This is a genomic window from Streptomyces sp. Wb2n-11 (assembly GCF_001049855.1).
Taxonomy (GTDB): domain Bacteria; phylum Actinomycetota; class Actinomycetes; order Streptomycetales; family Streptomycetaceae; genus Streptomyces; species Streptomyces altiplanensis.
Window position 1 is genome coordinate 4,888,283 of record NZ_CVPB01000001.1, and the last position, 25,345, is coordinate 4,913,627.

Genomic DNA, 25,345 nt, shown 5'->3' on the forward strand with positions numbered 1-25,345 from the left:
GCGCTACGCCGGACGCCGTGGCGCCGGGGCCGTCCCCACGGACGGCCCCTCGCGCATGCCGGGGGCCGGGGCCGCCGCCCCCGACGTCAGTTCCGAGACCTGCGCCCGCAGCGCCCGCACCTCCTCCGTGAGCAGCTCGATCGCGGCCGTCTGGCGGCGCTCCTCGGCGTCGTCCCGGTCGAAGCGGGAGATGAACCACGCCGCGATGTTCGCGGTGACGACACCGAGCAGCGCGATGCCCGAGAGCATCAGGCCCACCGCCAGCACCCGGCCGAGTCCTGTCGTGGGGGAGTGGTCGCCGTATCCGACGGTCGTCATCGTCGTGAACGACCACCACACCGTGTCACCCAGCGTCTTGATGTTCCCGCCGGGGGCGTCCCGCTCGACCTCCAGCACGGCCAGCGAGCCGAACATCAGCAGGCCGATCACCGCGCCCCCGACGTACGTCGTGAGCTGGACCTGGGGAGCCGTCCTGGCCCGCCGGCCGACCAGCAGCAGCGTGGAGACGAGCCGGAGCAGCTGGAGCGGGCGCAGCAGCGGCAGCACCACCGCGAGCAGGTCCAGCGGGTGGCTGCGGACGAACGACCACTTGCCGGGCGACAGCGACAGTCGTACGACGTAGTCCAGGGCGAACGCGCCCCAGACCGCCCACTCGGTCACCAGACAGATCCGGCGCACCGCGTCGCCCGCGTCCGGCGCGACGATCGGAACCGCGTACGCGAGGGCGAAAGCCACCGCCAGCCCCAGCAGGGGCCCCTGTGTGCGCTCTTCCCACCTGGCCTGCGCTGTCTGCACCTTCATGCCCCGAATGGTAGGGAACGACGAACGGGCGGCGGAGCCAGCAGGCCCCGCCGCCCGTTCGTGTCCTGTGGGCGTTACGCGTCGCCGCCGGCCGCACCGGGGTCGGCCGCGGTCACGTCGAGCAGCTGGTAGCGGTCGACCGCCTGCTTCAGCGCGGAGCGGTCGATCTTGCCCTCCTTGGCGAGCTCGGTGAGCACCGCCAGGACGATCGACTGCGCGTCGATGTGGAAGTAGCGGCGCGCCGCACCCCGCGTGTCGGCGAAGCCGAAGCCGTCCGCGCCGAGCGAGGAGTACGTGCCCGGGACCCAGCGCGAGATCTGGTCCGGAACCGAACGCATCCAGTCCGAGACGGCCACGAACGGGCCCTGCGCGCCGGAGAGCTTCTCCGTCACGTACGGCACGCGCTGCTCCTCCTCCGGGTGGAGCAGGTTGTGCTCCTCCACCGAGACCGCGTCGCGGCGCAGCTCGTTCCAGGAGGTCGCGGACCAGACGTCGGCCTTGACGTTCCACTCCTCGGCGAGGAGCCGCTGGGCCTCGACCGCCCACGGCACCGCCACACCGGAGGCCATGATCTGGGCCGGAAGCTCGCCCTTCTCGCCCTCCTTGAAGCGGTAGATGCCCTTGAGGATGCCGTCGGTGTCGACGTTCTCGGGCTCCGCCGGGTGCTGGATCGGCTCGTTGTAGACGGTCAGGTAGTAGAAGACGTCCTCGGCGTTCTCGCCGTACATCCGCTTCAGGCCGTCCTGGACGATGTGCGCGATCTCGTACCCGAACGCCGGGTCGTACGCGACACAGGCCGGGTTTGTCGAGGCGAGCAGCTGCGAGTGGCCGTCCGCGTGCTGGAGGCCCTCGCCGGTCAGGGTCGTACGGCCGGCGGTCGCGCCCAGGACGAATCCGCGTGCGAGCTGGTCGGCCATCTGCCAGAACTGGTCGCCGGTCCGCTGGAAACCGAACATCGAGTAGAAGACGTAGACCGGGATCAGCGGCTCGCCGTGCGTGGCGTACGCCGAACCCGCGGCGATCAGCGACGCGGTGCAGCCGGCCTCGGAGATGCCGTCGTGCAGCATCTGCCCGGTGGGCGACTCCTTGTACGCGAGCAGCAGCTCACGGTCGACCGCCTCGTACTGCTGGCCCAGCGGGTTGTAGATCTTCGCGCTCGGGAAGAACGCGTCCATGCCGAAGGTGCGGTACTCGTCGGGCGCGATCAGCACGAAACGCTTGCCGATCTCCTTGTCCCGCATGAGGTCCTTCAGGACGCGCACGAACGCCATCGTCGTGGCGATCGACTGCTGACCCGATCCCTTCCTCGCGGCCGCGTACGTCTTCTCGGCCGGCAGCGGCAGCGGCTTGGCCCGGACGACACGGGTCGGTACGTACCCGCCCAGCGCGTTGCGCCGGTCGTGCATGTACTGGATCTCCTCCGAGTCGCGGCCCGGGTGGTAGTACGGCGGGTAGCCCTCGTCCAGCTGCTTGTCCGTGATCGGGATGTGCAGCCGGTCGCGGAAGCGCTTCAGGTCCTCGACCGTCAGCTTCTTCATCTGGTGGGTCGCGTTGCGGCCCTCGAAGTTCGGCCCCAGCGTCCAGCCCTTGACGGTCTGGGCGAGGATGACGGTCGGCTGGCCCTTGTGGGCCTTGGCCGCCGCGTACGCCGCGTACACCTTCTTGTGGTCGTGACCGCCGCGTCCCAGGTGCAGGATCTGGTCGTCGGTCATGTTCTCGACCATGGCCCGCAGGCGGTGGTCGTCACCGAAGAAGTGGTTGCGGATGTACGCGCCGGTCTCCGTCGCGTACGTCTGGAACTGGCCGTCGGGGGTCGTGTTCAGCTTGTTGACCAGCACGCCGTCGCGGTCCTGCGCGAGCAGCGGGTCCCAGCTCCGGTCCCAGACCAGCTTGATGACGTTCCAGCCGGCGCCCCGGAACTGCGACTCCAGCTCCTGGATGACCTTGCCGTTGCCGCGCACCGGGCCGTCGAGGCGCTGGAGGTTGCAGTTGACGACGAAGGTCAGGTTGTCCAGGCCCTCGCGGGCGGCGATGGACAGCTGGCCGAGCGACTCGGGCTCGTCCATCTCGCCGTCGCCGAGGTACGCCCAGACGTGCGACTTGGAGGTGTCGGCGATGCCGCGCGCCTCCATGTAGCGGTTCATCCGCGCCTGGTAGATCGCGCCGAGGGGGCCGAGGCCCATCGACACGGTCGGGAACTCCCAGAAGTCCGGCATGAGCCGCGGGTGGGGGTACGACGACAGACCGTTCGGGGCCTTCGACTTCTCCTGGCGGAAGGCGTCGAGCTGCGCCTCGTTCAGCCGGTCGAGCAGGAACGCGCGGGCGTAGATGCCGGGGGACGCGTGTCCCTGGAAGAAGATCTGGTCGCCGCCGTCGCCCTCGTCCTTGCCGCGGAAGAAGTGGTTGAAGCCCACGTCGTAGAGTGAGGCGGAGGAGGCAAACGTGGCGATGTGACCGCCCACGCCGATACCGGGGCGCTGCGCGCGGGACACCATCACGGCCGCGTTCCAGCGGGTCGCGTTGAGGACCTTGCGCTCGATCTCCTCGTTGCCGGGGAAGAACGGCTCGTCCTTGGTGGCGATGGTGTTGACGTAGTCCGTGCTGCGCATCTCGGGGACCGCCACGCGCTTCTCCCGCGCGCGCTCGATCAGACGGAGCATCAGGTAGCGGGCACGCTCACGGCCCCGCTCGTCGACGGCGGCGTCGAGGGAGTCCAGCCATTCCCGGGTCTCTTCAGGATCGAAGTCCGGGACCTGGCTCGGAAGGCCGCCAATGATGATCGGATTGCGATCGGATCCGGAAGCCACGCTGTTCCTTCGCTGGTTGGGTCTTGAGAGGTGTCGCGCCGCATCCATCGTGTACCCCGGAATCGCAAACGTCATCTTTACCGAGGAGTAACCATCGCTCGGTGAGAAGTGCGGCACCGGCCGAGGACGGATCCGGCCGAATCGCAACCCTACGCCCGACACGTTGATGCGTTCCGTAAGGCCGTTCGGGACCGATTGGCCTACCGAAGCCACGGAAGCCGTCAAACGTGGTCGAATGGTGTGGGATGAATCACGAAGAGGGCTCAGGAGGTGTCCCCAGGCCCATCCTTTGGGCGGGATCGGGGGCGGGGTACTTGCGAGATTCGTCCCGCACGTGTGGACTACGGCCAATGCCCCGCGCACGCGCGGGTCCGAAGCATTTTCCAAAACATGATCAGGAGGCAATCCGTGAGCGCGACCGCGGACCACGCGGAGGAGCGGACCAACCTTGCCGCGAGGCTGGGTTTCCAGCCCGAGCAGGTGGTCCAGGAGATCGGCTTCGACGACGATGTCGATCAGGAGCTCCGCGAGGCCATCGAGGAACTCATTGGCACCGAACTCGTCGACGAGGACTACGACGATGTGGCTGACGCCGTCGTGCTGTGGTTCCGAGACGAGGACGGGGATCTGACGGACGCGCTGGTCGACGCTACGCAGCTGATCGACGAAGGCGCCCCCGTCTGGCTGATGACGCCGAAGACAGGCCGTGAAGGCTATGTCGAGCCGAGCGACATCAATGAAGCCGCGCAGACCGCGGGTCTGTCTCAGACCAAGAGCGTCAACGCGGGCAAGGACTGGACCGGCAGCAGGCTGGTTACCCCGAAGGCGGCGAAGTCCGGCAAGCGCTGAGCGAAGAACCGACGCAGACGACCGGACACCGTCACCGGACGCAGTCAGGGCCCCCTCCGACCTCGGTCGGCGGGGGCCCTTTGCGTAGGGTGGAGCCCCGGAACGGACTGAGGGGGGCGACGCTTCCATGGCGGCAGAGGTGGGCACCAAGGCCCCGGATTTCGAGCTGAAGGACAACCACGGCCGGACCGTGAGGCTCTCCGGCTTCTGGGTCCCGGACGGCCCGGGCGGCGACGGCGGGGCCAGGAACGTGGTCCTGCTCTTCTACCCGTTCGCCTTCACCGGCGTCTGTACGGGCGAGCTGCGCGCGCTCCGCGACGAGCTGCCGAAGTTCGTCAACGACGACGTACAGCTGCTCGCCGTGTCCACCGACTCCATCCACACCCTGCGGGTCTACGCCGAGCAGGAGGACATCGAGTACCCGCTCCTGTCGGACTTCTGGCCGCACGGCGAGGCCTCGCGCGCGTACGGCGTCTTCGACGAGGACAAGGGCTGCGCGGTGCGCGGCACCTTCGTCATCGACAAGCGGGGCGTGGTGCGCTGGACCGTGGTGAACGGCCTGCCCGACGCGCGCGACCTGAATGACTACCTCAAGGCCCTCGACGCTCTCTGACGTACCCGAGAAATCGGGGTTCCGGGCATGCTGCGCGGGGGAACCGGTCACTAGGATCGACTCGTTGATCCGATACCAGCGCATTACGGGGGTCCCTCGGCCCCTCGACACATATGGGAGGACTCGTGGGAGTCAGCCTCAGCAAGGGCGGCAACGTCTCGCTGACCAAGGCCGCCCCCAACCTGACCGCGGTCATCGTCGGTCTGGGCTGGGACGCTCGTACCACCACCGGGGGTGACTTCGACCTCGACGCCAGCGCTCTGCTGACCAACGCGGAGGGCAAGGTCACCAACGACTCGAACTTCGTCTTCTTCAACAACCTCAAGAGCCCCGACGGCTCGGTCGAGCACCTCGGCGACAACACCACCGGTGAGGGCGAGGGCGACGACGAGGTCATCAAGGTGAACCTGGCCGCCGTGCCGGCCGACGTCGCCAAGATCGTTTTTCCGGTCTCGATCTACGAGGCCGAGGCCAGGCAGCAGAGCTTCGGCCAGGTGCGCAACGCGTACATCCGCGTCGTGAACCAGGCCGACAACACCGAGCTGGCGCGCTACGACCTGAGCGAGGACGCCTCGACGGAGACCGCGATGGTCTTCGGCGAGCTGTACCGCAACGGGGCGGAGTGGAAGTTCCGGGCCATCGGCCAGGGGTACGCCTCGGGCCTGCGCGGCATCGCGCAGGACTTCGGCGTCAACGTCTGAGCGGGACCCCCTTCACGTCCGGCGTCGCACGTGCACGTGCGACGCCGGACGCGCCTCACCACTCATTTCCGTACCGCGGGGAGGAAGCAGGATCATGGGCGTCACGCTCGCCAAGGGAGGCAACGTCTCCCTCTCCAAGGCCGCACCGAATCTCACCCAGGTGCTGGTCGGGCTCGGCTGGGATGCGCGCTCCACCACAGGAGCCCCCTTCGACCTCGACGCCAGCGCGCTGCTGTGCCAGAACGGCCGCGTGCTCGGCGACGAGTACTTCGTCTTCTACAACAACCTCAAGAGCCCCGAGGGCTCGGTCGAGCACACCGGCGACAACCTGACCGGTGAGGGTGACGGCGACGACGAGTCGATGATCATCGACCTCTCCCTGGTGCCCGAGCACTGCGACAAGATCATTTTCCCGGTCTCGATCCACGACGCGGACAACCGCGGCCAGACCTTCGGCCAGGTCAGCAACGCCTTCATCCGCGTGGTCAACCAGGCCGACGGCCAGGAGCTGGCCCGTTACGACCTTTCCGAGGACGCTTCCAGCGAGACCGCGATGATCTTCGGTGAGGTGTACCGGTACGGCGGGGAATGGAAGTTCCGGGCGGTTGGACAGGGGTATGCGTCAGGTCTGCGGGGCATCGCCCTAGACTTCGGGGTCAACGTTTCGTAAAGCCGCGCACGGCGCGGGGGAGACCCGTACTTACACGATGGGGTAGCCAGTGGTTCTGAAAACCTTCGGCTGGTCGTTTGCCGTCACGGCACTCGGGCTGGCTTTCGCCGCCTGGCAGTGGGGGTGGGAGGCGTTCGGGGTCGTACTGATCCTGTCGATCCTCGAAATCTCGCTGTCCTTCGACAACGCGGTGGTCAACGCCGGAATCCTGAAGAAGATGAATGCCTTCTGGCAGAAGATCTTCCTCACCATCGGCATCCTGATCGCCGTCTTCGGTATGCGGCTGGTCTTCCCTGTCGCCATCGTCGCGATCAGTGCCAAGGTCGGTCCCATCGAGGCGATCCAGCTCGCGATGGACCAGCCCAAGCAGTACGAAGCCCTGGTCACGGACGCCCACCCGGCGATCGCGGCCTTCGGCGGCATGTTCCTGCTCATGATCTTCCTGGACTTCATCTTCGAGGACCGGGACATCAAGTGGCTCGGCTGGATCGAGCGTCCGCTGGCCAGGCTCGGCAAGGTCGACATGCTGTCGGTCTGCATCGCGCTGATCGTCCTGCTCGGCACGGCGATGACCTTCGCGACCCACGCGCACACCAGCTCGGGCTACCAGGACAAGTCGGCCACGGTGCTGCTCTCCGGCGTCGCCGGCCTGATCACGTACCTCATCGTCGGCGGTCTCTCCAGCCACTTCGAGAACAAGATCGAAGAGGAAGAGGAGCGCGAGCACGAAGAGGAGGAGAAGGCCAAGGCGGAAGGCAAGGACCCGTCCCTCGTCGGTCTGGCGGGCAAGGCCGCGTTCTTCCTCTTCCTGTACCTGGAAGTCCTCGACGCCTCCTTCTCGTTCGACGGTGTCATCGGCGCCTTCGCCATCACGAACCACATCTTCTGGATGGCGCTCGGCCTCGGCATCGGCGCGATGTACGTACGTTCGCTGACGGTCTACCTGGTCCGCCAGGGCACCCTGGACGACTACGTCTACCTGGAGCACGGCGCGCACTACGCGATCGGCGCGCTCGCGGTCCTCCTGCTGATCACCATCGAGCACGAGATCAGCGAGCTCATCACCGGTCTCATCGGTGTCCTCCTCATCGCCGCCTCCTTCTGGTCCTCGATCCGCCGCAACAAGCGGCTCGCGGCCGCCGAGGACGGCAAGGGGCCGTCCTCGGGAGACAAGACTGAGGTCCCGTCCGGGGTGTGACCCGGCAGGGATTGAGGAACGCTCTGAGCGGGGCGGTCACGAGGCGTCGGCCTCGGGGCCGCCCCGCGGCCTTGCGTGCCGTTGTGCGGGGTTTTCAAGAGATATCTGAGGGTGGGGGCGGGATGGCTTTCTGGGACGGCATGCGGCGGAACAGGGCCGATCAGTTCGCGTCCGGCAATGCCGCGGCCAACGCGATCGAGCTGACCAAGCGGAACCCTTCGGTCTCGCTCACCAAGCAGGGCGCGGCCACCGGCAATCTGCGCGTCAACCTCTCGTGGCGGATGCGCACTTCCGACATCGGAGGCAAAACGCGGCGCAGCGGCAGTCTGCTGCGCCGGCCGCTCAAGTTCTTCCAGCCGGAACTGGTGCAGGCGCACACCCAGGGCGTGGTCAACGTCGACCTCGACCTCGGCTGCCTCTACGAGCTGGTGGACGGCACCAAGGGCGTCGTACAGCCGCTGGGCAGCTTCTTCGGGAACCTGAACGCGCCGCCGTACGTACAGCTCAGCGGCGACGACCGGTTCGGCGCGCCGTCGGGCGAGACGATCTATGTGAACCTCGACCACCGCGAGGCGATCAAGCGGCTGCTGGTCTTCGTCTACATCTACGACCAGACGCCGGCCTTCGACCGTACGCACGCCGTGGTGACGCTCTTCCCGAGCAACGGCCCGCGCATAGAGATCGAGCTCGACGAGCACGCCCCGCAGGCCCGTTCGTGCGCCGTCCTCACCGTCGAGGACGTCAAGGGCGACCTGGTGGTGCGGCGCGAGGTGAAGTTCGTCTACGGCTTCCAGGCGGAACTGGACCGGCTGTACGGGTGGGGTCTGCAGTGGGGGCGCGGCTACAAGACCAGGGCCTGACGGGCCCGACGGGCCCGGTCTCCGGGCCCGTCGGGAGTCGCGTTCCCCAGATGTGCCTTCTAGGCGCGGACGAACTGCGGCCCCTGCGGCGGCAGCCGGAAGTTCGGGTCCGGTGCGAAGGCAGCGGCGGCGGCGGGCTGCGGGTAGCCGTAGGCGGGCTGGGTCGACGCCGACTGGGGATAGCCATAGGCGGGCGCGGTCGTCGGCTGCGGGTAGCCGTACGCGGGCTGAGCGGGGTGGAGCGGCGGCTGGGCGGGCGGTGCGGGCGGCTCGGGGGCCGGGGCGGGTCCTGCCGCGGACGCCGCTGCCGACGCGGGTTCCGCGGCCGCTCCCTCCGCCCCCTCCGTCTCGTCCACCGAGATGCCGTGGTCCGTGGCCAGGCCGATCAGACCGTTCGAGTAGCCCTCGCCCAGCGCCCTGAACTTCCAGCCCTCGCCGCGCCGGTACAGCTCCCCGCAGATCAGCGCGGTCTCCGCACCCGTCTCCGGCCTGATCTCGAAGTACGCGAGCGGCTCGCCGCTCCCGGCCGCGGTGGTGTCGTACACCTCGATGCGCAGGTCCCGTACGTGCTCGAACGGGACGTTCTCCGTCGAGGCGACGATCAGGATCCGGTCCACGGCCGGTTCGAGCGCCGTGAGGTCCGTCTGCACCGAGTCGGTGACGCCGTCGGGCATGCGCTTCTTGCCCAGGCTCCGGACCAGGCCCGAGGGGTGGCGGGGCTGGTTGTAGAAGACGAAGTCCTCGTCGGAGCGCACGCGCCGGTCGACGCCGAGCAGCAGGGCCGAGGCGTCCACTTCGGGGACGTCGGGGCCGGGGGTCCAGCGCAGCACAGCCCGTACGGCCGTGGCGTCGAGCGGGACGTTCGAGCCCTTCAGCATGGCGTGCGTCATGCCTGTCATCCTGCCTTCCCGCGGCTCCCGCGGACAACGCGGGGCCCCGTTTCCTTGTGGTCGGAGGTCGTGCTTTTGTGTGAGTAACCTGAAGTTCATGCGCACGGGGAACTCTTGACACGGCCCCTACGTACTATTACCGGCCACAGAGCAATGGGCCGACACGGCAGCACGGGGGGATTTTGATGCGTCATTTCGGGCATATCCCGCCCACTGTCCGAGAGGGCCTCTTTCATCAGGAGCCGGTCGCGTTCGATGCCGGGTCCTCGGCCCGTACGCTCTCCGCCGCTCTCGGCGCCACGCTCTACAGCCCGGCAACCCGGCCGGCGCTCGCCGACGACGTGGTGAAGCAGGCGGGGCGCGGGGTCGTCTCGATGGTGCTCTGCCTGGAGGATTCCATCGACGACGCGGAAGTCGCCGGGGCCGAGGAGAACCTCGTCCGGCAGTTCGCCGAGCTCGAGGCGCGGGGCCCGGAGCTGCCGCTGCTGTTCGTCCGGGTCCGCGAACCCGGGCAGATTCCCGATCTGGTGCACCGGCTGGGCCCCTCGGCGCGGCTGCTGTCCGGATTCGTACTGCCGAAGTTCACCGAGGAGCGTGGTGTCGCCTTCCTGGAGGCGCTCGCGGCCGCGGAGGCGGCGAGCGGGCAGCGGCTGTTCGCGATGCCCGTCCTGGAATCACCGCAACTGCTCCACCTGGAGACCCGGGCCGAGACGCTGGGCGGTATCGCCCGCACCGTCGACAAGTACCGGGAGCGGGTGCTCGCGCTGCGCCTGGGCGTCACCGACTTCTGCTCGGCGTACGGGCTGCGCAGGGCGCCCGACATGACGGCGTACGACGTGCAGATCGTGGCCGGGGTCATCGCCGACGTGGTGAACGTGCTCGGGCGCTCGGACGGCACGGGCTTCACGATCACCGGTCCCGTGTGGGAGTACTTCCGGCTCCAGGAGCGGATGTTCAAGCCGCAGCTGCGCCGCAGCCCCTTCGTGGGGCAGGCGGAGGCGCTGCGGGCGTCGCTCATCGAGCACGACATGGACGGGCTGCTGCGGGAGATCTCGCTCGACCGTGCGAACGGGCTGCTCGGCAAGACCTGCATCCATCCGTCGCACGTGCTGCCCGTGCACGCGCTGTCGGTGGTCAGTCATGAGGAGTTCAGCGACGCGCAGGACATCCTGCGGCCGGAGCGGGGCGGTGGCGGAGTGATGCGTTCCGCTTATACGAACAAGATGAACGAAGTGAAGCCGCACCGCGCGTGGGCCGAACGCACGCTGCTGAGGGCCGAGGTCTTCGGGGTGGCCCGCGAGGACGTCGGCTTCGTGGAGCTGCTGACCGCCGGAATAACCGGCTGAGGCGGCTGACGGCCGGTGGCTGGGCCGGACGGGCCGACTGCCGACTGCCGACCGAGCCGGCTGAGAGCGAGACTGAGATGGGGACGGACGACGTGGTGTGGTCGGGAACGTGGGTCGCGGAGCGGCTGGGCGTCGAACTCGTCGCCGACGGCGAGGGGCAGCGGCCCGACGGCTTGAACGATCTGCTGGGACTGGCCCTGCGCCGCAATCCGAAGCGAGCCCATCTGCTGGTGTCGAACGTGCTGGGCAAGCACGTGCCGCAGCTGCCCTCCCGGGTGTACGGGGCGGGATTCGCGCTCGGCGAGGACGTACGGAAGCTGCTGGGTGACGAGGCGGCCGCACGCGCGGTGGTCCTCGGATACGCCGAGACGGCGACGGGACTCGGCCACGCGGTCGCGGACGGCGTGGGCGTGGCACCGTACCTCCACTCGACGCGCCGCCCGGTCGACGGCGTGCCGGCGGCGGGCGGCTTCGAGGAGTCCCACTCGCACGCCACCTCGCATCTGCTGCTGCCGGAAGATCCCGGGCTGCTGGCCGGCGAGGGGCCGCTGGTCCTCGTCGACGACGAGTTCTCCACCGGCAACACGGTGCTCAACACCATCCGCGACCTGCACGGGCGGTACCCGCGCGAGCGGTACGTGATCGTGGCCCTGGTCGACATGCGTTCGGCACGGGACCGCGGGCGGCTGGAGGAGTTCGCGCGGGAGATCGGCGCGCGCGTCGACCTGATCGCGATGGCCTCGGGCACGGTCCGCCTGCCGGAGGGCGTACTGGAGAAGGGCCGGGCCCTGGTGGCGCGGTACGACCCCTCTCCGCCACCCCACTCCGGCTCCACGTCCCCGGAAACCGGCGCTGCCGCCGAACCGGACGGCACCGGCGCCGGGATCAGCACCGGCACCGGGCCTGCCGGGGCCGGCGCCGCTTGCCCGGAGCCCGCCCGCGCCACTTCCCGGGCCGCCACGCCCACCCGCGTCGAGCTGGGCTGGCCGAGCGGTGTGCCCGATGGAGGACGGCACGGGTTCGCACCCGCGCACCGGGCCGTGCTGGAGGGCGCGCTGCCGGGCATGGCCGACCGTATCGCCGGAGCACTGCCCGAAGACGCGCGCCGCGTACTGGTTCTCGGCTTCGAGGAGCTGATGTACGCGCCGCTCAGGCTGGCCACCGCGCTGGAGGAGCGCGTCGAAGCCGAGGTGCGGTACTCGACCACCACCCGCTCACCCGTGCTCGCCGTCGACGACCCGGGTTACGCGATCCGCACGCGCATCGTCTTCCCCGCGCACGACAACCCCGCCGACGGCCCCGGCGCGCGTTACGCCTACAACGTCGCGGGCGCCGGCTTCGACGCCGTCGTCGCCGTGGTCGACTCAGCCGCCGACACCCCCGCACTGCACGCCCCCGACGGCCTCCTCGCCTGCCTGGCCGCCCACACCGGGCACGTCGTGCTGGCAGTCATCCCCTCGTACATACCCGCGATACCCGATGTGCCAGGCATACCCGAGATGCCCGAGCGACGCGTCCCCGAACGGCAGGAACCGCCCATGCCCGAGCCCCTCCGCGGCCCCGCCTTCTCCTCCTACGCACCGGAGGACGTCGGCTGGCTCCTCCAGGACCTCTCGGGCGTCGAGCTCGAGGCCCCGACGGAGGAGCGCGAGGAAGCGATCCAGAGCGGCGGCGCGCACTACGCCGAGTCGCTCCCCGTCGAGTACCAGCCGAGCGCCCAGTACCAGCAGCTCTTCATGGCCGCCCTGGAGACCTCGGCCACCCGCATCGCCCGGGCCGTCGCCACCGTCACCGAAACCGTCCTGGCCGAACGCTCACCCTTTCCCGTCCTGGTCTCCCTGGCCCGCGCCGGCACGCCCGTCGGTGTACTGATGCGCCGCTACGCCCAGCACCGGCACGGGCTCGACCTCCCGCACTACGCCGTCTCCATCGTCCGCGGCCGGGGTGTCGACGAGACCGCCCTGCGCTGGCTGGCCGCACACCACGACCCGGTCGACGTCGTCTTCGTCGACGGCTGGACGGGCAAGGGCGCGATCACCCGCGAACTCGCCCAGGCCCTGGACAGCTTCGCCGCCACCACCGGCATCGACGGCTTCAGCCCGGAGATCGCCGTCCTCGCCGACCCCGGTGGCTGTGTGAAGACCTACGGCACGCGCGAGGACTTCCTCATCCCCTCCGCCTGCCTCAACTCCACCGTCTCCGGTCTGGTTTCGCGCACGGTCCTCCGTTCCGACCTGGTCGGCCCCGACGACTTCCACGGGGCGAAGTTCTACCGCGAACTCGCTGACGGCGATGTGTCCGGCCACTTCCTCGACACCGTCGCCGCCCGTTTCGACGAGGTCGCGGACGCCGCGGACGCCGAGGTCAAGGAACTGCTGTCGGCAGACCGCGCCCCCACCTGGGAGGGCTGGGCGGCCGTCGAGCGCATCAGCGAGGAGTACGGCATCCACGATGTGAACCTCGTCAAGCCCGGCGTCGGCGAGACCACTCGTGTCCTGCTGCGCCGCGTCCCCTGGAAGATCCTCGCCAAGCGCGGCGCCGGCGCCGACCTCGACCACGTGCGCCTCCTGGCGGAGCAGCGCGGAGTCCCCCTCGAGGAGGTCGACGGACTCCCGTACACCTGTGTCGGGCTGATCCATCCCCAGTACACACGCGGCGCCACCGGCGCGGACGGCAAGGCGGTAACAGCGAAGTGACCAGCCGCCCTCCCGTTCTTGTCGCCAGCGATCTCGACCGCACTCTGATCTACTCCACCGCGGCCCTCGGCCTGCGCATGCCCGACGCCGAGGCGCCGCGCCTGCTCTGCGTCGAGGTCTACCAGAGCAAGCCGCTCTCCTACCTCACGGAGACCGCCGCCGGCCTGATGACGCAGCTCGCTGCCGCGACCTGGTTCGTACCGGCGACCACCCGCACCCGCGAGCAGTACCAGCGCATCCGGCTTCCTGTCCCCACCCCCCGTTTCGCGATCTGCGCCAATGGCGGTCACCTTCTTGTCGACGGAGTGTCCGACCCGGACTGGCAGGCCCAGGTGGCGAAGACGCTCGCGGACGAGTGCGCCTCCCTGGCCGAGGTCCGCGCCCACCTCGTCGCCGCCGCCGACCCCGCCTGGCTGCTGAAGGAACGGGTCGCCGAGGACCTCTTCGCCTACCTCGTCGTCGAGCGCGCGCTGTTGCCGGACGAGTGGGTCAAGGAACTCGGAGAGTGGGCACAGGCCCGAGGCTGGACGGTCTCCCTCCAGGGCCGCAAGATCTACGCCGTACCGAAGCCGCTCACCAAGAGCGCGGCCATGCGCGAGGTGGCCCGGCGCACCGGCGCCACTCTCACCCTCGCCGCAGGCGACTCCCTCCTCGACGCGGATCTCCTGCTGGCCGCCGACCACGGCTGGCGACCGGGACACGGCGAGCTGGCCGACACAGGCTGGACCGCCCCTCAGGTCACCGTCCTCCCCGAGGCCGGCATCGCGGCGGGCGAAGAGATCCTGCGCTCCTTCATCCACGCCGCCGGCCGACACCCGGCCTGAGCATCCGAACGCCCACGAAGAGCAGCACCGCCAGCACGGCCCCCACCAGCACCACCTTCGAGTATGTGGAGACATAACCCGTCACGTCCGTCCAGTTCTCGCCCAGTGCGTAGCCGGCGAGGACGAAGACGGTGTTCCATATCGCGCTGCCGAGCGTGGTGAGCCCGAGGAAGACCGGCAGCGGCATGCGCTCGACCCCCGCGGGCACCGATATCAGGCTCCGGAAGATCGGAATCATCCGCCCGAACAGGACCGCCTTGGTGCCGTGGCGCAGGAACCAGGCCTCAGTCCGCTCGATGTCGGAAACCTTCACCAGCGGCAGCTTGGCCGCTATCGCGACGGTCCGGTCACGCCCGAGCAGCGCCCCCACCCCGTACAGCGCGAGGGCACCGATCACTGAGCCCGCCGTGGTCCACAGCAGGACGGCGATCAGGCTCATCTGCCCGGTACTGGCGGCGAATCCCGCCAGCGGCAGAATCACCTCGCTGGGCAGGGGCGGGAACAGGTTCTCCAGGGCGATGGCAATGCCGGCGCCCGGCGCCCCCAGGGTGTCCATGAGGGAGTTGATCCATTGTGGTGCGCTGCTCTCGGTCATGCGATCCACATTAGGAATCCGGACCTGAAGCCACACTGAAGAAAACCGCAGGATTCCCGGCGTCAGCCACAGGAAAACACTGCGGTTTTCCGCAGTGTGCGGGCCCGCGCCGCCCGGCCAGCGTGCTTGATCATGAAAGCAGTCGTGTGGCGCGGAGTCCGGTTCGCGGCAGGTCTCGTCATCGGGGCGTGGTCCGCGGTCGCCGAGCCGGTCTTCGTGCTCGTCCCCGGAGTGGCACCGCTGCTCGTGCTGGCGTGGCCGCACGGGCGGCAGACGGTGATGCGCCCCGTCGCGGCCGGGAGCCGCCGCCTGACCGAGTTCGAGCGCGGCCGGCTGGGCACCTTCCTCGGAATACGGATATCCGAGACGTACGCGAGCGAACGCGCCCTGCGCTACCTCGCCGCGCGCTGGACGCTGGGCCTGCTCGGCGCCGTCGTCCTGGTCTCCGTCCTCATCGGCGCCGGCTACGGAACCTTCTTCGTGTACGGCTGGCTGATCGCCGACATCGAGTCTCCCGGCATGGTCGCCTTCGGCACCCTCGGCGGGCTGGTCCTGCTCTTCCTGGCGTTTCGGGGAGTATTCGGAGTCGCCTCACTGGAGGGTCAGCCGGCCCGCCACTTCCTCGGCCCGAGCCACCAGGACGAGCTGGAGCGCCGTATCGCGCAGCTGGCCGCCAGCCGCGCCGGAGTCGCCGAAGCCGTCCTCGACGAACGCCACCGTATTGAAAGGGACTTGCACGACGGGGTGCAGCAGCACCTCGTGGCCCTGGGCATGCTGCCCGGCCGCGCCCGTCGCAGCCGGGACGCCGAACGCGCACAGGCGCTGCTGCGCCAGGCCCACGAGCAGAGCGGCGAAGCGCCGGCCGAGCTGCGCGAAGTCGCACTGCCGGGAAACAGTGGCTACAGTCGCCGGGTTCTGGCCGTACACCGATATCTGGGCACCTGAGAGGGACGCGATGAGCAAGGGAAACAGCACCCCCGTCACCGACGAGCTGTACGCGTACATGCTGGCGCACAACCCCCCGCTGGACACCGTGCAGCGGGAGCTCGTCGACATCACCTACCGGCAGTTGCCGGAGCACGCGGGCATGCAGTCCGCCGAGGAGCAGGGGCCGCTCCTCGCCTTCCTGGTCCGGCTGACCGGGGCACGGCACATCGTCGAGATCGGTACGTTCACCGGTTTCTCCGCACTGTCGATGGCGCAGGCCCTGCCCGCGGACGGCCGGCTGATCACGTGCGACGTCTCGGAGGAGTGGACGGCGTACGCGCGCGACGCCTGGGCGAAGGCGGGCGTCGCCGACCGCGTCGAACTGCGCGTAGGCCCTGCCCTGGACACCCTGCGCGCCATGCCCGCGGAGCCGCACATCGACGTCGCCTACCTCGACGCAGACAAGGTCAACTACGTGCCGTACTGGGAGGAGCTGGTGCCCAGGATGCGGCAGGGCGGAGTGATCGCCACCGACAACGTCTTCTTCCACGGAGGCGTCACGGACCCGGACGCGACGGGCGCGGCGGCAGCGGTCAAGGAGTTCAACGACCGGGTGACGGCCGACGCGCGCATGGAGAGCATCATGATCCCCGTCGCGGACGGCGTGACGCTGTCCAGGAAGCGCTGACCCTCAGCCGCAGCACCCGCCGCCGCAGCACCCGCCTCCGCCCCCGCCGGAGGGCGCGGCCGAGGCGGACCTGGCCGTACCGCCCACGGCGACGGCGGACAGCAGCTTGACGGTGTCGTCGTGCCCGTCCGGACAGGTGGCGGGCGCGGAGGACTCGGCCATGGGCCGGTTCAGCTCGAAGCTGGTGCCGCAGGAGCGGCAGCGGTACTCGTAACGAGGCATGCCCACAGGTTACTGAGTCGCCCTCCGGTTCAGGAGCCCGCGCCCCGTTCCTCACGGATCTCCGAGACGACCCGCGCCACCGTGCGCCGTACGGCCTCGGTCTCGGTCAGGAAGTGCCAGTAGTCGGGGTGGCGGCCTTCCAGACCCGCGACGGCCCGTTCCAGCCGGGCCACCGAGTCGTCGAGCGGACGGGCATGCCGCGGATCGGGCGTATTGCGCCCGGCCATGGCCAGCCGCTGAGCGTCCCTGATCGTGAACCGCGTCCGCTCGATTTCCTGCTGCGGGTCCTTGGACACGGCATTGAGCCGCTGCAACCGGTCGCCGGCGGCCGAAACCGCCTCGTCGGTGGAGTTCAGCAGCGCCCTGACCGTGCTGAGCAGGGAGACGGCATCGGGCCACCGCTGCTCGTCACGCGCCTTCGCCGCTTCCGCGATCTTCTCCTCGGCCTGCCGGACCGTTTTCGCTGTCTGCGCGGGTACGGTCTGCAAGTCCTGCCAACACGCGGCGGTGAACCGGCGCCGCAGCTCGCTCAGGACCGGTTCGACCTTGCCCGCCCGGGTCGTCAGCGCCTGGGCCCGGGTCCGCAGCGACACCAACCGCCGGTCGATCTCCGCCGCCCGCTCCGGCAGCCGCTCGGCCTCGGTCCGCACGGCGTCGGCGTCGCGCAGCACCTGGTCCGCACGCTGCAGGGTCTCCGGTACGCCGTGCCGTCCGGCGCCCTCGTTGAGCCTGGTCAGCTCGGGCGCGAGGGCCGCCAGCCGGGCCGCGAGATCATCGGCCCTGAGCCCCGAGGCCCGTACCGCATCCAGCGCGTTGCTCGCCGCGAGAAGCGTCTGACGGGCCCGCTCCACGGCGGGCGCGAGCCGGGCGAGCTGCGTCTCCGCCGTGTCGAGCAGCGGCCCCAGCCCCTGCGCGTACCGGTCGAGCTCGCCCTTGACCCGTACCAGCTCGTCCTTGGCTTTGCTCAGCTCCGTGCGCGCCTTGGCGGCCGTGGCGGCCTCCAGGTCGTCACGGTCGAGGTCGTGGGCGTCGACGGCGGTGATGTACGTATGGCTGACCTCGTCGATGCGCCGCCCCAGCGCCGCGAAGTCCTCCACGGCTCTGCGGGCCTTCGGCGAACTGTCCACCGCCGTGATCGTCTCGATCGAGATCCGCAGGTCGCGCTGGGCGGTGTCCAGTTCGTAGAAGGCCGCGGCGGCCTCGTCCTTGGCGGCCTGGGCGTCGGCGCGCACATTCTCCCCGCGCCCGCCGAACCAGCGCCTCGTACCGCCGCCCGCGAAGGCGAAGGGAAGCGCGACGATCAGCGGCACCGGCAGGAGCACGAGCGCGACGACGTCCCGGACGGCACCCGCTTTCGTACGGCGGCGTACTCGCTGCGTGTACGGCTGCGCGTGTGTCGCCGTCACATCCCTCTCCCGTGCTGTGTCCGCCCCTGCCCGGTACATTCTCCCACCAGGTAAGGACGAACACACGGGCCGGTTAGTTCGCGCTTCGCAGGGTGATTTCCCCGTTGTCGCTGTTCGCCCTCACCACATGGGGGCTGCTCGGGTCGCGCGGCACGTCGACCCGGACGTCGCCGTTGTCGCTCCTGGCCGTCACGCTGTACGTGGCCCTGGGCAGGTCGAGACCGATCTCGCCGTTGTCGCTGCCGGCCTCCACCCGGTCCGGGACGACGGTGAAGGCCACCCGCACACTCCCGGAGTCGGAGACCGCTTTCACCCTCTTCGACGAGATCCCCTCCGCGACGATCTCCCCGTTGTCACTGGACAGGTCCAGCGGGCCGCCGGAGTCCTTGACGATCACCTCGCCGTTGTCGGAGCGGAGCGTGAGGGCGGTGTCGAACCCGGTGGCCGTGACCTTCCCGTTGTCGTCCTTCACGGTCACCGCGACCCCGCGCGGCACCTTCACCCGGTGCCACGACTCGCAGTCGCTCACCATCGCGTCGCAGTGCTGTCGCAGCACGAGTTCGCCCCCCTTCATCCCCCAGGTGGACTCGGGCCCCTCACCGAGGAACACCCACCCGTCGGCACGCCGCGTGACTTCGACGTCCTTCACGTCGGCCGGAACCAGTTCGAGGACCGAGTCGTCGGCGTCGATGGCCAGCGTCTTCCCGCTGAACGGAAACGACCGCTGCTCGACGGGCGCGTCCTTGGCCTCGCTCCCGCCGCAGCCACTCAGAGCGACCACGGCGGCTACGGCCCCGCCGACGGCGAGAAAGGTGCGGGTACGGAGTGCCACGGTGATCGATCCCCCAAGTAGTCCCAGCGTGAGCCTTCACCGTACGAACGGCCCCGCCCCGGCGCGATGCGGACCACCACCGAACCGGGGTGGGGTTATCCCCACCACCGCCCGACGCCGTCCGGCCGGGGAACGGATTGCCATCCCTCCCCGTGGGCCATGTACGCTGTTGCCTCATCCACGGGTGCGTAGCTCAGGGGTAGAGCGCTGCTCTTACAAAGCAGATGTCGGCGGTTCGAAACCGTCCGCGCCCACCAGTGCGAAGGCCCCCAACCGATCATGGTTGGGGGCCTTTGACGTCCACTTCTGATGTCAACGGGCGCAGTCGCCCACGGTCGGGACGCTGCCGCTTCAGCACGCGGTCCAGGTGACTCACCGCCTCGCGCCGGGTGTCCTGGACGGCGTGGGCGCGGATGTTCATCGTGGCCCCGGTCTGACTGTGCCCGAGGATCTCCGTCACGAGGCGGGGAGCGGCGCCGGCGGCTGCGCGCAGGGGGCAACCTGCCGCAGCCGTTACCGGCGGAGCGGGGCGGCGCAGAGGGCGAGCGGAGGCGGTGTGTGCTTCCCGCGACGCCCTTGGGCCGTCCTCGTACACCTCACCGCGGACACGCTGCCGCTGAGTACGGACCCGTATCTCCCGCTGTTCAAGCACCCGTCGTCGCTCCGCTCCTCCGGGCGGGAGACGGGGCACGGGGCATGGGGCATGGGGCATGGGGCCAGAACAAGCCTCCGGCGGGGGACCGGCCGACGCCGGGGCGGAGAGGGGGCGGAGAGGGGGCCCCGCACCCGAGTGCGTGTGCGGCGGGGCAGGCGTGGGAGGGGAGCTGAGCCGAGGTGAGTGGTGGGATGGGCCGGTCAGCCGGCATGCGCTGCTAAAGGGCGGCCAAGTAGGCGAACGCCCCTGCTCCGCAGCCAAGGATCAAGAGCTGAACCGTGCCAGGAATGTGCCATCGCAGGGCGAGCAGACCACCGCCTGTGACCGCAGCACCACCAGCCAGGAACCACATCGCTCGCCGCGCGAAATCCGGTGCCTCCGGCGCGTTGCCTCCGTTGAGACTGTCGGCCCAGCCGGAAATCCCATAGCCGTACAGCAGCCAGGCCATGGCCAGGAGGTCGATGACGAGCAGCGCGACGCTTGCCCCCACCTGCCGGCCGGTCGACGGATTGTTCACGAGTTCCACGCCCCCACAAGGCCGCTTGAAGGCGACTCCCCGTCGATCGCCACGCGAGCCAGCATGGTGGCCCCGTCGGCGCTTCACCTGAGCACGCGTACTCAGACGCCCCCAGTTGTGTCCGGGCCACCGGTGCTCCCGGACCCGTCGCGTCGGTGCTCGACCGCGCCATGGAGACTCCGTCGATGCGCTCGTATCTGGTGGAGGGCGCGTCCGCCTGCCAGGATCAGGCCGTGATCAAGCCTTCGAAAACCGCAAGATTGAGCAGAGCCATGGACTGGGCGGGGTTGATCCCCTCCACTCTCATGCTTGCAGCCGGCATCAGGGAATACCGCGACAGCGGGTCCCTCGGGTGGCTGACGGGCGGAGTGCTCCTGGTTCTGGTCAGCCTGTGGGTGGTCTGTCGCGGGACGGCCCGCCGAAGCGGCAAGGCCGCCGGTTCGCCGTAGGAGTACAGCAGCGCGGTACCGCCACCACGGCGACCGCCCCGCCCGCTACCGTCTCTCCGAGGCCTCGTAGCGGCCGGCACGACCCTCGCTGACCGATCCTGCCGGAACTGCGGACCAGAAGGTGTACGACGCAGACAGCCGCGTTGCCGCAGCCGTGCCGGGTACAGGGGCCGGCCACGGTCGACCAGGGTGGCTTCAGGTGCCATCCGGGCCCGCCGGCCCGGCCGAAGAAGCCGCGGGTCATCGGCAAGGCGGCCCAGCACCTCTCCGGAGCGGGTGCCGCAGGTTCGAATCCTGCCGGGGGCACTTACGCAGATCTCGCCGAGGTCCAAAGCCTCCGGGCCTCGGCTCCCCTCAGGGACGGAAGCTTGGTGAGGTACCCCTATTTGGCGAAACTGCCCAGTATCCAACGGCGTATCCGCTACGGTCGGCTTCTTTCGCCACGCCCCTTGGGGGATCCATGTCGCACAACCCGCCGCCGCAGCAGCCGCCTTGGGGCCAGCCGCCCGCCCCTGGGGGCCCCGGCCCCTACATGCCCTACACGCCTCCGGCCCCGCAGCCGGAGCGCTCGAAGTGGACACGCAAGCGGGTGCTGATCCCGGCTGCGCTGATGTTGTTCTTCATCGGCGTCGTCGCCGGGTCCGACGGCGAGACGGAGTCCGACACCGTGGCGAGCAAGAAGGCGGCGCCTGCCGCAACCGTGACCGCGACGGTCACAGACACCCCGGCGCCGGCTGCCACGGTGACGGCGACGGCGACGGCGACGGCGACGGCGACGGTCAAGCCGGAACCTGCGCCGACTGTGACGAAGACCGTCCATGTCACGGTGGCCCCCGCTGCGGGAGGCAGCGACGACGGCAGCGACGACGGCAGCGGATCTGGCGGTTCGGCCTACTACGCGAACTGCACCGCGGTGCGCGCCGCCGACGCCGCTCCGATCCGTACGGGGGACGCAGGCTACGGCAGGCACCTGGACCGCGACGGTGACGGCGTCGCCTGCGAATAGCGCACGTCGCACAGGGTGCCCCTCGGAAAGCACAAGGGCTTCGTCATCAGGCAAGGGTCGCCGTGGATGCGTGCCGTTCGTTTCGGGGTCGTGCTGACATTCATCGCTGACATCAACGACGGCTGACATCAACGACGGCTGACATCAACGGCAACGAGCGGTCGATAACGCCCCCGTCTTCCGTACGCCCCTGTGTCGCCAAGTCCCGCTGATCGGACGTGCACAGCGGATGCCGGCGGTTCGAAACCGTCCGCGCCCACCAGGCGTGACCAGACAGAACGCCCCCGCCGAGCACGGCGGGGGGCGTTCCGGCGATCCAGTGGGAGCAGACCGGGAGAACGGCCCCGCATGTCCGGCCGCGGCAGCCCGCACGGAACCACGGGGCGGGGAGACCCGGCTACACGGAGGAGGCGGCGACCGTCTCCACCGCTTCGAGAGCCAGGCCCCACGGGTACCCCTCCGGCTGCCCCTGGAGCCCCTGGACCGGCTCGTTCGGCGTGAACCCGCCGTCCCCGTACAGCACCGTCACACCAGCCCCCCGCAGCATCGCCACCGACCGTTCGAACTGCGGGTGCTGCACGTGGGCCGCGTTCACGCACGGCGTCGTCACCAACGGAATCCGCTTGCCGATACCCTCGGCGGCCACGCCCACGACGAACGACGAAGTGATTCCCTGCGCCCACTGGTTGACCGAGTTGAACGTCGCCGGCGCGAACAGGATCGCGTCCGCCTCCGGCCACACGTCCGGTTCGCCGGGCAACTTGTACTCGGAGCGCACCGGATGCCCGGTCAGCACGGCCAGCCCGTCGAGGCTGTTGCCGAGCCAGCGGGCCGCGGTCGGCGTCAGTCCCAGGCACACGTCCCACCCGCGGGCCTGCGCGTCCTCGACGATCCGGGCCACGTCGAATACGGGCGGTGCGGCCGAGCAGAGCAGGTACAGAGTCCTCGTCATGCCGTCCAGTGGATCACACGCAACAACCCCCGGACCAAGAGGAACAGGGGCGGATGGCGGGTTTTGGACCATGGAGCACGGAGGCGGTTCCGGCGGGGCGGAGCACTGCGCGGACGCTGCGCGGGGGCCGGCTGTTTCGTGTGGTCGTCCGGGCTGGGGCCGCGAGGCGTGGGCTATGTTGAGCATCAGTGGGACGAGAGGGAGGCACGCCGGTGCCATCAAGGCAGCAGGCACGCGCACAGGCGTCCGCGATCACGCCGGGAAGGCAGTCTCCGGACACGGAGGCATCTCCCACGGACAGCGTGCGCGCACTGTTCGGCGGCCACCGGCTGTCCCCCGCGCAGCGGCGTATCGCCCAGTACATCGTCGACCACCTCACCGAGGCCGCCTTCCTGTCGATCACGGACCTGGCGGAGCGCGTCGGGGTGAGTCAGCCGTCGGTGACCCGCTTCGCGTCCTCCCTGGGCTTCAGTGGGTACCCCGCCCTGCGGGAGGCCCTGCAGCCCATCGCGCTCAGCTCCGTCGCGGGCTCCCCGGACACGCGGGAGACGCGGGAGGAGATCCGCCGCAACGAGCTGCAGGCGGCCGTCGACGCCGAGATCGAGAATCTGGAGAGCCTGCGGCGCACCCTCGCCGATCCCGGCCGGGTCCTCGACATCGGCCGGGAGCTGGCCCGGTCCGTGCCTCTGACGGTTCTGGGGCTGCGGATCTCCGTGTCGCTGGCGGAGTACTTCGCCTACGCGGCGCGGCGGATCCACCCCGACGTGCGGCTGGTGACCCGCGGGGGCAGCGTCGCCTACGACGCGCTGCTCCAGTCACGGGAGGCGGGCGGGACGTGGGTGGTGGCGTTCGCGATGCCCAGGCACGCGAACGAGACCCTGGCGGCCCTGCAGGCCGCCCGCAGCACGGGGCTGCGCGTCGCGCTGATCACCGACCTGACGCTCGGTGCGCTCGTGGACGAGGCCGATGTGGCGCTCACCGCCGGCACCGGATCCCGTCTCGTTTTCGACTCCTATTCGGCGCCGGGCGTCCTGTCCGCCGCCGTCCTCCAGGCCATGGCCGACGCCGACCCCGTGCGTACGCAGTCGCGGCTGGAGGGGTACGAGCAGGTCGCGGAGCAGCACGACTTCTTCATCGAGGACTGAACCGGGCCGGGACGGGGTCACGGGGTCACGGGGTCACGGGGTCACGGGGTCACGGAACGCAGCTTTTCATAACACGTGAGGAATGAATTTTTTCATACCCTTGCTTACTCGGCCGTATATATGTTTACTGCCTGTGGTCGCCGCATCCTCACGCCTCACATGACCGGACACCCACGGGCGGCGCACTCCTCCTCACGCCGGCCCACGGGTGTTCCACCCGGGCACTCCGCTTTCCCCGGCGGAAGCCCCCTTCGGCGGTCCCGGTCAACCCCTGGGCCGGGACCGCCGCACACCTCCGCGGGGCTCCGCGACCGGAGAACCCGTCCACCATCCCGCCGGAGCGACGACGATGCCGCAGATCCTCTCACCGACCGGCCCGGACCGGCCGTGTCGGGTCAAGGCCCCCGGCACCCAGGACTGGGAGCGCACGGCGGCCCGGTGGCCGCGGGACCTCCTGCCGGCCCGCTACGCCGGGTACCCGGCGCTCACCCGCCACCCCTCCTCCTCGCCCGCCACGCGCAGCTCCAGGTCGGGCACGAGATCCGTGCCGTACGGGTCGCGCTGCGCACCTGCCGGGCGGAACTGCCCGCCCTCGACGTCTCCGAGAGGGTCATCGAGAGCACCATCCGGCTCTGCGCCGTCGAGCTGGAGCAGCTCGGCCGCCTGGCCCGCGCCGTCCGGCTCGTCACCGAGGCGCTCCTCGCCGGCGCCCGTACCGGCCAGGAGCGGCAGGGCCGCCGAGCGGGATTCCCGTCCGCGGCGGCCGTGCCGAGGAGGGCGGCCCGGGGATACCGTCGTGGTATGTGCCGCAGCATCAAGACGCTCCGTCCGCCCGTTCTGCCCGGGGAAGCCTCCGACGAGGAGATCGACGCGGCTGCCCTGCAGTACGTGCGCAAGGTCTCCGGGTTCCGGGCGCCCGCCGCCCACAACCGCGAGGTGTTCGACCGGGCCGTCGCCGAAGTGGCCGGGGCGACCCGCAGACTGCTCGCCGGGATCGAAGTGCGAGGAGGGGCGGCCAGGCAGGGCTAGGGCGCGGCCGGCGCGGGGGCCGGCGCCGGGCGGCGTACGAACAGGGCCGCCAGGGTGCCCGCCACGAACAGAGCCAGCAGCGAGACCGCCGCGCCCAGCCACGACGCGCCCAGCCACTGGGCGCCGAGATAGCCGAGGCCCACGCTGTAACCGGCCCAGGCGACGCCCGCCAGGGCCGACCAGGGCAGGAACTCCTTCACCTTGCGGTGTGCGGCGCCCGCGCCCAGGGAGACGACGGAGCGGCCCGCCGGGGCGAAGCGGGCAATGACGACGAGGATGCCGCCGCCACGGCTGAGCGCGGCGCCGAGACGTTCCTGCGCGGTGGTCAGGCGGTGTGAGCGGGCGATGGCGCGGTCGAGGCGCTCACCGCCGCGCCAGGCCAGGCGGTACGCCACGAAGTCGCCCAGTACGGACGCCGCCGTCGCGCACACCATCAGCGCCAGGATGTCGGGCACCTGGTGCGCGACCTGGCCGGTGGCTCCCGCGACGGTCGTGGTGCCCGCCGCGGCGGCGGTGGCGGCCGTGATCACCAGGACTCCGCTGGGGAGGACCGGTACGAAAACGTCCAGGACGACGGAGAGCGCGACCACCGCGTAGATCCAAGGGCTGCCGGTCAGCGCCCCCACACTTTCCAACAACGTGACTCCCCGGTTCGTGACAACGCCGC

At 70.0% G+C, this 25,345-nt stretch carries 24 protein-coding genes, 1 tRNA gene and 1 pseudogene; 15 read left to right on the forward strand and 11 right to left on the reverse strand.

Annotation, left to right across the window (positions count from 1 at the left end):
- Positions 1-3: 3 nt before the first annotated feature.
- Together BN1555_RS22190 and aceE are read right to left on the reverse strand one after the other, a co-directional pair.
- Positions 4-801 (reverse strand): potassium channel family protein, encoded by a 798-nt coding sequence (locus BN1555_RS22190; protein WP_093801016.1) that lies wholly within the window; start codon positions 799-801, stop codon positions 4-6.
- 74 nt (positions 802-875) lie between these two features.
- Positions 876-3,608, reverse strand: coding sequence for a pyruvate dehydrogenase (acetyl-transferring), homodimeric type (gene aceE, locus BN1555_RS22195; protein WP_093801017.1), 2,733 nt, complete (start codon positions 3,606-3,608; stop codon positions 876-878).
- A gap of 408 nt (positions 3,609-4,016) precedes the next feature.
- Here aceE and BN1555_RS22200 point away from each other — a divergent pair, with 408 nt between their 5' ends.
- From BN1555_RS22200 to BN1555_RS22225, 6 genes are all read left to right on the forward strand, one after another.
- Complete coding sequence (locus BN1555_RS22200) at positions 4,017-4,457, forward strand: DUF3052 domain-containing protein (RefSeq protein ID WP_093801018.1); 441 nt, start codon at positions 4,017-4,019, stop codon at positions 4,455-4,457.
- A gap of 127 nt (positions 4,458-4,584) precedes the next feature.
- Positions 4,585-5,070, forward strand: a complete 486-nt coding sequence (locus tag BN1555_RS22205) for a peroxiredoxin (RefSeq protein WP_093801019.1) — start codon at positions 4,585-4,587, stop codon at positions 5,068-5,070.
- Positions 5,071-5,195: 125 nt separating this feature from the next.
- On the forward strand, positions 5,196-5,771 hold the full coding sequence (locus BN1555_RS22210) for a TerD family protein (protein WP_093801020.1): 576 nt from the start codon (positions 5,196-5,198) through the stop codon (positions 5,769-5,771).
- A gap of 94 nt (positions 5,772-5,865) precedes the next feature.
- On the forward strand, positions 5,866-6,441 hold the full coding sequence (locus tag BN1555_RS22215; protein WP_093801021.1) for a TerD family protein: 576 nt from the start codon (positions 5,866-5,868) through the stop codon (positions 6,439-6,441).
- A gap of 49 nt (positions 6,442-6,490) precedes the next feature.
- On the forward strand, positions 6,491-7,639 hold the full coding sequence (locus BN1555_RS22220; RefSeq protein WP_093801022.1) for a DUF475 domain-containing protein: 1,149 nt from the start codon (positions 6,491-6,493) through the stop codon (positions 7,637-7,639).
- 122 nt (positions 7,640-7,761) lie between these two features.
- On the forward strand, positions 7,762-8,499 hold the full coding sequence (locus BN1555_RS22225) for a TerD family protein (RefSeq protein WP_093801023.1): 738 nt from the start codon (positions 7,762-7,764) through the stop codon (positions 8,497-8,499).
- A gap of 59 nt (positions 8,500-8,558) precedes the next feature.
- On the opposite strand, the gene BN1555_RS22230 is transcribed toward BN1555_RS22225, so the two are convergent.
- Positions 8,559-9,398 (reverse strand): TerD family protein, encoded by an 840-nt coding sequence (locus BN1555_RS22230; RefSeq protein ID WP_093801024.1) that lies wholly within the window; start codon positions 9,396-9,398, stop codon positions 8,559-8,561.
- A gap of 176 nt (positions 9,399-9,574) precedes the next feature.
- Between BN1555_RS22230 and BN1555_RS22235 the strand changes: the two genes are divergently transcribed.
- The 3 genes from BN1555_RS22235 to BN1555_RS22245 all read left to right on the forward strand — a co-directional run bounded on the left by BN1555_RS22235 (position 9,575) and on the right by BN1555_RS22245 (position 14,255).
- Positions 9,575-10,735 (forward strand): HpcH/HpaI aldolase/citrate lyase family protein, encoded by a 1,161-nt coding sequence (locus BN1555_RS22235; protein ID WP_093801025.1) that lies wholly within the window; start codon positions 9,575-9,577, stop codon positions 10,733-10,735.
- A gap of 77 nt (positions 10,736-10,812) precedes the next feature.
- Positions 10,813-13,431: a phosphoribosyltransferase gene (locus BN1555_RS22240; RefSeq protein ID WP_093801026.1), complete on the forward strand. Its 2,619-nt coding sequence runs from the start codon at positions 10,813-10,815 to the stop codon at positions 13,429-13,431.
- Positions 13,428-14,255, forward strand: a complete 828-nt coding sequence (locus BN1555_RS22245) for an HAD family hydrolase (RefSeq protein ID WP_093801027.1) — start codon at positions 13,428-13,430, stop codon at positions 14,253-14,255. Before BN1555_RS22240 ends, BN1555_RS22245 begins: the two co-directional genes overlap by 4 nt.
- Here BN1555_RS22245 and BN1555_RS22250 read toward each other — a convergent pair.
- On the reverse strand, positions 14,224-14,850 hold the full coding sequence (locus tag BN1555_RS22250) for a DedA family protein (protein WP_093801028.1): 627 nt from the start codon (positions 14,848-14,850) through the stop codon (positions 14,224-14,226). The genes BN1555_RS22245 and BN1555_RS22250 overlap by 32 nt on opposite strands.
- Positions 14,851-14,982: 132 nt before the next feature.
- On the opposite strand from BN1555_RS22250, the gene BN1555_RS22255 reads away from it, so the two are divergent.
- Entirely contained in the window at positions 14,983-15,795 is an 813-nt protein-coding gene (locus BN1555_RS22255) for a histidine kinase (protein WP_093803555.1), read from the forward strand.
- Between the two features lie 10 nt (positions 15,796-15,805).
- Entirely contained in the window at positions 15,806-16,465 is a 660-nt protein-coding gene (locus tag BN1555_RS22260) for an O-methyltransferase (protein ID WP_093801029.1), read from the forward strand.
- Between the two features lie 3 nt (positions 16,466-16,468).
- On the opposite strand, the gene BN1555_RS22265 is transcribed toward BN1555_RS22260, so the two are convergent.
- The 3 genes from BN1555_RS22265 to BN1555_RS22275 all read right to left on the reverse strand — a co-directional run bounded on the left by BN1555_RS22265 (position 16,469) and on the right by BN1555_RS22275 (position 18,931).
- Complete coding sequence (locus tag BN1555_RS22265; RefSeq protein ID WP_093803557.1) at positions 16,469-16,687, reverse strand: FmdB family zinc ribbon protein; 219 nt, start codon at positions 16,685-16,687, stop codon at positions 16,469-16,471.
- Positions 16,688-16,716: 29 nt separating this feature from the next.
- A complete protein-coding gene (locus tag BN1555_RS22270; RefSeq protein ID WP_093801030.1) occupies positions 16,717-18,093 on the reverse strand; it encodes a hypothetical protein in 1,377 nt (458 codons plus the stop codon).
- Between the two features lie 73 nt (positions 18,094-18,166).
- Positions 18,167-18,931, reverse strand: coding sequence for a DUF4097 family beta strand repeat-containing protein (locus BN1555_RS22275; RefSeq protein WP_093801031.1), 765 nt, complete (start codon positions 18,929-18,931; stop codon positions 18,167-18,169).
- A 176-nt stretch (positions 18,932-19,107) separates the two neighbouring features.
- Here BN1555_RS22275 and BN1555_RS22280 point away from each other — a divergent pair.
- Positions 19,108-19,182 (forward strand) — tRNA-Val (locus BN1555_RS22280).
- A 20-nt stretch (positions 19,183-19,202) separates the two neighbouring features.
- Here the strand turns inward: BN1555_RS22280 and BN1555_RS40505 are convergent.
- Positions 19,203-19,409: pseudogene (locus tag BN1555_RS40505) on the reverse strand (hypothetical protein); the annotation flags it as partial.
- A 388-nt stretch (positions 19,410-19,797) separates the two neighbouring features.
- On the reverse strand, positions 19,798-20,106 hold the full coding sequence (locus tag BN1555_RS22290; RefSeq protein ID WP_093801032.1) for a hypothetical protein: 309 nt from the start codon (positions 20,104-20,106) through the stop codon (positions 19,798-19,800).
- Positions 20,107-21,078: 972 nt separating this feature from the next.
- Here BN1555_RS22290 and BN1555_RS22300 point away from each other — a divergent pair.
- Positions 21,079-21,552, forward strand: coding sequence for an excalibur calcium-binding domain-containing protein (locus BN1555_RS22300; protein ID WP_255306125.1), 474 nt, complete (start codon positions 21,079-21,081; stop codon positions 21,550-21,552).
- Positions 21,553-21,949: 397 nt separating this feature from the next.
- On the opposite strand, the gene BN1555_RS22305 is transcribed toward BN1555_RS22300, so the two are convergent.
- Positions 21,950-22,504 (reverse strand): flavoprotein, encoded by a 555-nt coding sequence (locus BN1555_RS22305; protein WP_093801034.1) that lies wholly within the window; start codon positions 22,502-22,504, stop codon positions 21,950-21,952.
- A 212-nt stretch (positions 22,505-22,716) separates the two neighbouring features.
- Here BN1555_RS22305 and BN1555_RS22310 point away from each other — a divergent pair, with 212 nt between their 5' ends.
- Positions 22,717-23,649, forward strand: coding sequence for a MurR/RpiR family transcriptional regulator (locus BN1555_RS22310; RefSeq protein ID WP_176710099.1), 933 nt, complete (start codon positions 22,717-22,719; stop codon positions 23,647-23,649).
- 801 nt (positions 23,650-24,450) lie between these two features.
- Positions 24,451-24,678, forward strand: a complete 228-nt coding sequence (locus BN1555_RS22315; protein ID WP_093803561.1) for a DUF2277 domain-containing protein — start codon at positions 24,451-24,453, stop codon at positions 24,676-24,678.
- Here the strand turns inward: BN1555_RS22315 and BN1555_RS22320 are convergent.
- On the reverse strand, positions 24,675-25,316 hold the full coding sequence (locus tag BN1555_RS22320) for a DedA family protein (protein ID WP_093801036.1): 642 nt from the start codon (positions 25,314-25,316) through the stop codon (positions 24,675-24,677). The two genes, BN1555_RS22315 and BN1555_RS22320, sit on opposite strands and share 4 nt — an antisense overlap.
- Positions 25,317-25,345: the final 29 nt, after the last annotated feature.

Excerpts from the sequence above, each read along its gene's own strand:
- BN1555_RS22190 (WP_093801016.1), bottom strand. The coding sequence starts at position 801 with ATGAAGGTGCAGACAGCGCAGGCCAGGTGGGAAGAGCGCACACAGGGG.
- BN1555_RS22205 (WP_093801019.1), top strand. The coding sequence starts at position 4,585 with ATGGCGGCAGAGGTGGGCACCAAGGCCCCGGATTTCGAGCTGAAGGAC.
- BN1555_RS22215 (WP_093801021.1), top strand. The coding sequence starts at position 5,866 with ATGGGCGTCACGCTCGCCAAGGGAGGCAACGTCTCCCTCTCCAAGGCC.
- BN1555_RS22225 (WP_093801023.1), top strand. The coding sequence starts at position 7,762 with ATGGCTTTCTGGGACGGCATGCGGCGGAACAGGGCCGATCAGTTCGCG.
- BN1555_RS22230 (WP_093801024.1), bottom strand. The coding sequence starts at position 9,398 with ATGACAGGCATGACGCACGCCATGCTGAAGGGCTCGAACGTCCCGCTC.
- BN1555_RS22235 (WP_093801025.1), top strand. The coding sequence starts at position 9,575 with ATGCGTCATTTCGGGCATATCCCGCCCACTGTCCGAGAGGGCCTCTTT.
- BN1555_RS22240 (WP_093801026.1), top strand. The coding sequence starts at position 10,813 with ATGGGGACGGACGACGTGGTGTGGTCGGGAACGTGGGTCGCGGAGCGG.
- BN1555_RS22250 (WP_093801028.1), bottom strand. The coding sequence starts at position 14,850 with ATGACCGAGAGCAGCGCACCACAATGGATCAACTCCCTCATGGACACC.
- BN1555_RS22255 (WP_093803555.1), top strand. The coding sequence starts at position 14,983 with ATGAAAGCAGTCGTGTGGCGCGGAGTCCGGTTCGCGGCAGGTCTCGTC.
- BN1555_RS22260 (WP_093801029.1), top strand. The coding sequence starts at position 15,806 with ATGAGCAAGGGAAACAGCACCCCCGTCACCGACGAGCTGTACGCGTAC.
- BN1555_RS22265 (WP_093803557.1), bottom strand. The coding sequence starts at position 16,687 with ATGCCTCGTTACGAGTACCGCTGCCGCTCCTGCGGCACCAGCTTCGAG.
- BN1555_RS22300 (WP_255306125.1), top strand. The coding sequence starts at position 21,079 with ATGCCCTACACGCCTCCGGCCCCGCAGCCGGAGCGCTCGAAGTGGACA.
- BN1555_RS22305 (WP_093801034.1), bottom strand. The coding sequence starts at position 22,504 with ATGACGAGGACTCTGTACCTGCTCTGCTCGGCCGCACCGCCCGTATTC.
- BN1555_RS22315 (WP_093803561.1), top strand. The coding sequence starts at position 24,451 with ATGTGCCGCAGCATCAAGACGCTCCGTCCGCCCGTTCTGCCCGGGGAA.